At 37.0% G+C, this 7,545-nt stretch carries 6 protein-coding genes; 1 reads left to right on the top strand and 5 read right to left on the bottom strand.

The window, feature by feature from the left end:
- From ENL20_10235 to ENL20_10215, 5 genes are all read right to left on the bottom strand, one after another.
- A partial coding sequence (locus ENL20_10235; protein ID HHE38934.1) for an efflux RND transporter permease subunit occupies positions 1 to 2,833 on the bottom strand: 2,833 nt, incomplete at its 3' end.
- 227 nt (positions 2,834 to 3,060) lie between these two features.
- On the bottom strand, positions 3,061 to 4,077 hold the full coding sequence (locus ENL20_10230) for an efflux RND transporter periplasmic adaptor subunit (protein HHE38933.1): 1,017 nt from the start codon (positions 4,075 to 4,077) through the stop codon (positions 3,061 to 3,063).
- Positions 4,078 to 4,204: 127 nt separating this feature from the next.
- A complete protein-coding gene (locus tag ENL20_10225; GenBank protein HHE38932.1) occupies positions 4,205 to 5,572 on the bottom strand; it encodes a TolC family protein in 1,368 nt (455 codons plus the stop codon).
- Between the two features lie 139 nt (positions 5,573 to 5,711).
- Positions 5,712 to 5,900, bottom strand: a complete 189-nt coding sequence (locus ENL20_10220; protein ID HHE38931.1) for a hypothetical protein — start codon at positions 5,898 to 5,900, stop codon at positions 5,712 to 5,714.
- A 97-nt stretch (positions 5,901 to 5,997) separates the two neighbouring features.
- A complete protein-coding gene (locus ENL20_10215; GenBank protein HHE38930.1) occupies positions 5,998 to 6,279 on the bottom strand; it encodes a hypothetical protein in 282 nt (93 codons plus the stop codon).
- A 293-nt stretch (positions 6,280 to 6,572) separates the two neighbouring features.
- Between ENL20_10215 and ENL20_10210 the strand changes: the two genes are divergently transcribed.
- Positions 6,573 to 7,545, top strand: a 973-nt coding sequence (locus tag ENL20_10210; GenBank protein HHE38929.1) for a hypothetical protein, incomplete at its 3' end; no start/stop codon positions are given.

Here is a 7,545-nt window from a genome sequence, read left to right as displayed (position 1 = left end):
GATCCACGAGAACTATCCCATTATTCACCACAATTCCGGAAAGGATAATTCCTCCGACGAAGCTGGCAACGGAAAGAGTTGTACGGGTTATGATCAAAATAGCCAGAACTCCGATCAATCCTAAAGGCATGGTAAACATGACGATGAATGGCTGTTTTACTGATTCAAACTGGGAAGCCATCACAATATAGACGAGGATGATAGCAAGGATCAGAGCATAACCGAGAGTCTTGAATCCTTCCTGCATATCCTGAAATGAACCTCCGAATTCGATAAAATAACCGAGTGGAAGATCATCAGTTATATCGGAAATCGCTTCCTGCACTTTCTTAACAGTACCACCAAGGTCTTTTGTGCCAGTAATTCCTGCGGTCAAAGTCACTTTCCTGCTTTGATGTTCCCTGCTGATCTTTTTCGGACCTGTGGAATGTTCGAGATATGCCAGCTGGTTCAAAGGAACTGAAAATCCCAGCGGAGAAACAAGCGAAAGATGCTCAATATCTTCAAAACTATTCCGGTATTTTTCAGCAAGACGAACCCGGATATCGATCTCATCACCTGCTTTGCGAAAAATACCGCAAACTGTTCCCAGAGTTGCAGTATTGATTGCAGAAGCGATTTGAGCAGAAGTTAGTCCATAGCGGAAGGCTTTATCTTTATCGATGATGATATGAACTTCCGGCTTTCCTTCCTTCAGGGAATTGATCACATCTGCCACATTTTCTGTATTAGTGATCCTGTTTTCTATTTGAGAAGCAAGATCGGATAAAGTGTTCAGATCTTTTCCATAAATATTGATTTCAATCGGATTAGATGCTCCTCCACCCATCATTTCTTCCCTGGAAAGAAAAGTCAGAGTTGCTCCTTCTATATCCGGAATCCGGCTTCTTACCAAATCCTGAATCTCTTCATAACTCCTTTTCCTGTCCTTGATCTCATAAAGACGAGCATAAATCTGGGCTTCATTAACTTCCTGCGGATTGGTTGGGTCAGCCATTGCCTGCGAATCAGACATTGGTCCGACCAGAACCATGGTATGACGGACATCCTCAATCTCGCTTAAAACATCTTCGATCTGCTTGATGGCAGCATTGGTTTCATCGAGAGGTGTTCCCAACGGCATTTTAACATTCATCATCAGGAAGGGAATGTCCTGTGCCGGCATAAATTCTGTTCCGATAACATTGATAACTCCGTTTGCCTGTAGTCCCAGGATGGCAAGACAAAGAATGAATAGGGCTCCGGTTATGATCAAAGCCCGGGCTTTATGCTGGAGCACATTTTCGAGTGATCTAATATATTTTTTTCTCAATTTATCGAAGATTCTCTGTTCTTTTTCTTTCTGTTCTCTGGCTCTTCCTTTTTTGAATATGACGGAAGCAATTGCCGGTACAATGGTTAAAGAGACAAATAAAGATGCGAATAAGGAAAAAGAAACTGTCAGGGTTAAACCGCGTACTAAAATTCCGGTCATTCCTTCGCTGAAGATCATCGGGAAGAAAACAGCGATAGTTGTTAAGGTTGAAGCAGTTATCGCCATGCCAACTTCGGTTGCTCCGAATTTTGCAGCCTTGAGTTTGTCCTCACCGAGTTCCAGATGCCGATAGATATTTTCGATCACCACAATGGAATTATCAACCAGCATCCCGACTCCAAGAGCAAGACCACCAAGAGTCATAATGTTCAAAGAATATTTGGCAAGATAGAGCGAAATAAAGGTGGCGACAACAGAAATTGGGATCGCGAGAGAAATCGCCAGAGTTGGTCTCCAGTTCCGCAAGAATAGGAACATGATCGCAATCGCCAGAATACCTCCGATGATCAGGTTGGCAGCCGCTCCTCTTGTAACTTTAGCGATAGGTCTTCCCATATTCATAATTTCGGCAAATTTAATATTTCCTTTATATCCTTCCTCGATTTCTGCAATCTTCTTTTTAACTCTTTTCCCGACTGTGAGAGTATTGGTTCCGGATTCTTTGGAAACCATCAGCATCGCGGTTGGTTCTTTATCGGTTCTGATCTTGTATCGCTGTTCCCTGAATCCGTCGATCACATCTGCTACATCTTTCAAGTAGATCGTTTTTCCGGTTGGCGTGATTTTAATGGGAAGGTTGGAAATTTCTTCGGTAGAACGATATTCCGCTATCGTTCTAACAAGATACTCATTTTTACTTTTCTGGATATGACCGGCAGACATATTCAAGTTTCCAGCAGCAACTATCTGCACAATTTCATCTATCGAAATTTTAAGATGTTCCAGTTTCTGCTTATCGACGATGATCTGTTTTTCTGCTTCATCTCCACCCATGACCATGACGGAAGCGACTCCGATCAGAGTCTTTAATTTAGTGGCAACATCATCTTCCAGCAATTCTCGTAACTGGAATGTATTTTCTCCGCCTGTAACTCCATACATCAGGATCGGCATTTGGGAAAGATTGAATTTCATCACGAGCGGTCGGGAAACTTCATCAGGAAGATAATCGGTTATCTGATCGATGACATCCCGCAAATCCTGGGCTGCGAAATCAAGATTCGCTCCCCAGTTGAATTCGACCATTATCAGCGAAACATTTTCCATACTTTCCGATTTCAGGCTTTTTATATCTTTAACAGCAGCGATTGCAGTTTCGATCGTTTTGGTAATTGTCTCTTCCACATCCTGGGAAGATGCTCCCGGATAACTGGTGATGATCGAAATGACCGGATAATCCATATCGGGAAGCATTTCCAGACCAAGTTTGGTGAAAGAAATTCCTCCCACAATTATGATCAAAATAGTCAGCATTAAAATCGTGATGCGTCGATTTACTGAAAATTCAGGTAACTTCATTATTTAATTCCTTTTATTTGCCGCGGATTTTTGCTCACGGATTTCACGGATTAACATGGATAAGAAAAATGTGACTGGACTTCATCAACTTCAGTTAGATGGAATTCAGTTAAAAATCTTAACTGCTCTCCCGATTCAAGTCCAGTTTCGCTTCGCTCTTCTGAACTCGAATCATCATATAATTTTTGTGTTTTCTGTACTTGTTTGTGGCTATTTTCTTCATGTTCTTAATGGTTGATCCGAACTTCACCATTATCCCGCAAACCGATATTACCTTCGATGATTGCTTCTTCATTTTCCTCGATCCCGGAAATGATCTCTATTTCTTCTTCATTTTCTATTCCGGTTCTAACAGTTTTCATCTTTGCTACATTATTCCGAACAAGAAATATCTCATTAGAATTTAAAATTGCAGAATGAGGGAGAGCGATCACATTTTTCCTGGTTTTTGTTAGAAGTCTAATTCGGCAGAACTGGTTATGTTTAAGAATATTTTCCGGATTATTTAGAGTTATTTCGCATAAAAAAGTACCGGAGAAGCGATCAGCTTCGGGAGATATAAAGGATATCTTTCCGATAAAATCTGATTCCGTTTCGCTATCGATATTAATAACTGCCTGCTGTCCTTTTTTCAGTTTGGAAATATCTCGTTCGGAAATATTCACTTTAACTTTTATCTTATTCAGGTTCATCAAACGAATTAGAACCGGATTCATCATCGAATTGAAAGTTTCACCTTCTTTCTGGGAGACGAGCGTGATCATTCCGTCAAATGGTGCTTTGATTTCCGTGTTTTCCAGTAAAAACTCAAAATTGGATTTCGCTATTTTGTAGGCAGTTTCCACTTCTTCAAAAGTCTTTTCATCAATGGAACCGCTTTTTTTCAATTCGAGCATACGATTGTAATTTTTTTCAAGATTCCCGACCTGGGCAACAGCCTGGATCAAACTTGAATCATCCATCTTCACGAGCAGATCACCTTCATGAACAATATCTCCTTCATCAACAAAGATCTCTTTGATGATTGTTGGAATAGCAGGAGTAATATCGATCACATTTTCTGCTTCCAGCATTCCGGAATATTCGATGTATTCTGAAATATCTTTGCGAACAGCAGTAATTGTTTTAACATTTCTTGCACCCGTAAATTCTTTTTCCTGTTCTGATGATTCTTCAGTTTTTTTCTCACACGCTGTTATGAAAAACATAATTGTTAAGAAAATCAGGATTATTTTTTTTAGCATTTTTTTCTCCTTTTTTTACCTCATCCCCAGCCCTTCTCCTAAAAAGGAGAAGGGAGTTTTTTAACGGAAATAAAAAAGATTTCCTTAATTTCTTCCCTCTCTTCCCAAGAGAGGGATTGAGGGTGAGTTAATTTGTCCATTTCTTCATCTCATATTTACTCAAAATAAAATCATAGATCGATGAGATCAAGTTCATCTCACTGCTGAACAGCAAAATTTCCGCATCGATCAGTTCTGTATTGGTGACCATTCCCTGTTCAAAAAGCTCATTGATTATTTTATGATTTTCCTGAGCCAGTTCCAGGGCAGATTTATTATTTTCACAGGATTGGGCTTTAGTGATCAGATTATAAAATGTTGCTTCCGCTCCGGATAATAAATTCTCTTTTGCTGATGCAGTTATCAAATCAGTTTGCAGCATTTCATATTTGGTTTTTTTCAGATTAGTATAATTCGCTCCGCTGGAGAATAACGGCATTGATAATACGGCAGCAAGATTCCAGTTTTCCTCTCCGGAAAGATCGAATTTATCGTCATTCTCGATCTCATAAGTAAATTGCAGGTTCAAGGAAGGAAGGAAATTCCCCTTTGCCATCAAATAATTCTTTTTCATCATTTTTCTGGAAAGTTCAAGTGTTTTCAAATTTGGATTTTGGGATTTAACCTGGTTCAAATAAAGATTTAATTTGTTTTGAATTTCAGCAGAATTTAAAGCAGAATATTCCTGAATTTCCGCATTATAATTTTGTGTTTGAATTTTTTCCGGCATTAAAATATCTTCTTCCAATCCAAGCAGGTTTTTCCAGACTGTTTTCAATATTTTAATGTTATTGGTAATTTCATTCAGCGAAGTCTCATCATTTTTTACTTTCACCTGCCACTGCAGAATATCCGATCTTTGTCCGATCCCGACTTCATATTTCTTCTTGATCAGCTGTAAATGTGATTTCGAGGAATTAAGACTTTTTTCAGCCAGTTCCTTCAAATCAGATAATTTTAAAATATTGAAATATGTACCAGCAACCTGGAAAACAATGTCATTTTCTTTATTTTGGAGAGTATTTAACGCTTGCTGTTTGGCAAGTCTTGCTAACTGATATCCGATAATTGTCTTTCCGCCATTGAAGACAGGTTGCTGTACTATGATGTTGTTCATATAATTAGTTTTGTAAATTCCTCCACTCATTGCAGCAGCAGGAATTTCGATCATCATTTGCTGTCCATTGAATATGACAGGCATTTCTATCATCTGGTTTGCCATTTGATAAGTGTTGTTATCGATGCGGATAGCAGTTGAATTAAAGGACAATTTAGGCAGGAAATTTGTGAAGGCATTTTTCTGAGTCCAGCCTGCTGTCTGCAAGGCATTTTTCTCTGAAAGCAATTCTTTATTATTTTGTTTTGCCAGTTCAATGCTTTGTTCGAGTGTTATTTTTTCAGAATGAAGTAGAGATATTAAAAGCAGGATCATAAAAAAGGTAGATGATTTTCTCATAATTTTTTATTCCTTATATGAAACCAAACCTTGTCCCGAAGGTTTTGGGAGTTACAAACAGAGGAATTCTTCCAAAATCTCCGAAGGAAATTGAACCTTCGAAATGGTTAAGGCTGCAAATTCCGACCATTACGGAGATTTAATCCTGTTGGAATATATGAAAGAGTTTCAGGATTTTACTTTGTGGTGGATAATCTGAAATTTTTGAGATAACATTTAATTTTGTATGATTGTTTTTACTTATATCCAGGTAAATTTGCTGTAAAATTTGAGCCTGTAGAAAGGGTAATCCGTTAGGAATATATTTTTTCTTATCTGCTAATATCATTTTATTCCTTTTTTCAAAGTAGTATTCTTACAAAAAAAGAATACATTAAAATTAAATTTTCTTAATGAAGATTCAAAAAAAAATTATAGTTTTAAAGTCAAATATTTTTACTATCTTTATTCAAATAATAATTCACTCCGATCGCTCGTTTAATATCCAGAATTGTTTCCCGATCCCGAAACATATACTCCTCGATCAGAATATATTTAACACCTTCTATTTCTTGATAATATTTATAGGAAATATCCTTTTTATCTTCCTGTTTATTAATTGAATTTTCATCTAAAATAAAATGCTGCTTGAGAGTTTCTCCCTCGAATTTGTTCAATTTGCAAGGAAATTTTTCTTTTGCTTTGATTATATTCAATACTGATTCCATTTATTTTCCTTTTTAATATTCAAAGAGCATTTAAAATTTCTTTAATTTTTAATCAACTATTTTATTTTTTTTCTTTACAGGAACAGTCGGAATTTATTTTAAATTTATACAGTAATCGAGAGAAAAGATAAACGGTTGAAACGGTTTTGGTGATGATGTTTGATGTTTTTCACCAGACTAAAAATCTGGTGTTATTCTGAATTTTCTCTGAAATCAGAGTTACACCGCAATTTATTGTGGTGATATGAAATAAGTATGAAGATTGCAACCATTTCAAGGATTTTAGGAAGACAATGAATAAAGAAATAAAAAATTATATCTGGATTCAAGAGAAACATTTCTCAATAAATGAATTAGAAAAGAATTTTGAACTTTTCCGGAAAGCAAACATTATTGGAATTCTCTGCCGCGGGGAAAAAGAATTCATCCAGAAAATTATTCCGATCGCGAAAGATTTTGGTCTCGAAGTTCATTATTGGATAATCACTTTATTACACAATAAACAGGAACTTCTTCAAAATCATCCTGACTGGTATAATATCAGTCGAAATGGAAATTCCTCAATAGACAATCCACCTTATGTAGATTATTACAAATGGCTTTGTCCAACCAAATCGGAAGTTCAGAAATTTATATTGGATTGGATCAAAGATCTTTCTGAAATTGAAGATTTGGATGGCATTCATCTCGATTATATTCGCTATCCGGATGTGATCCTGCCGAAATATATCCAGCCAACTTATGATCTGAAGCAGGACCGAGAATTTCCTGAATTCGATTTCTGTTATTGTGATGATTGTCGAAACGCTTTTAAAAAACAAACAGGAATCGATCCGCTCGATCTACAAGATCCTGCTTCCAGTAATGATTGGCTGCAATTCCGGCTTAATAATGTGACGAATTTGGTGGAACAGATCATCAAACTTGTTCATCAGCATCAGAAAAAGATCACAGCAGCGGTTTTTCCTATTCCAGAACAGGCAAAGAGATTTGTGCGTCAGGATTGGACGAAATGGGATCTGGATGCTGTTTTTCCGATGAATTATTATAATTTTTATGAGAAAAATTTAAGGTGGATCGAAAAGGCAGTTGAATCAGAAATTCAGGCAATTCCAAAAGAAAGACCTTTGTATTCCGGACTTTTCATTCCCGAAACAAAACCTGGATTTTTACAGAAATCAATCGATTATTCTATCTCAGCCGGAGCAAAGGGAATTTCGATCTTTGATTTTGGTGCGATGACGGAAAAACATTGGGAAATTTTAT

The organism is Candidatus Cloacimonadota bacterium (genome assembly GCA_011372345.1).
In the GTDB taxonomy this organism is placed as follows: domain Bacteria; phylum Cloacimonadota; class Cloacimonadia; order Cloacimonadales; family TCS61; genus DRTC01.
The sequence above is the reverse complement of the archived record's forward strand: the minus strand, read 5'-3'. Positions and strand labels throughout refer to the sequence as shown.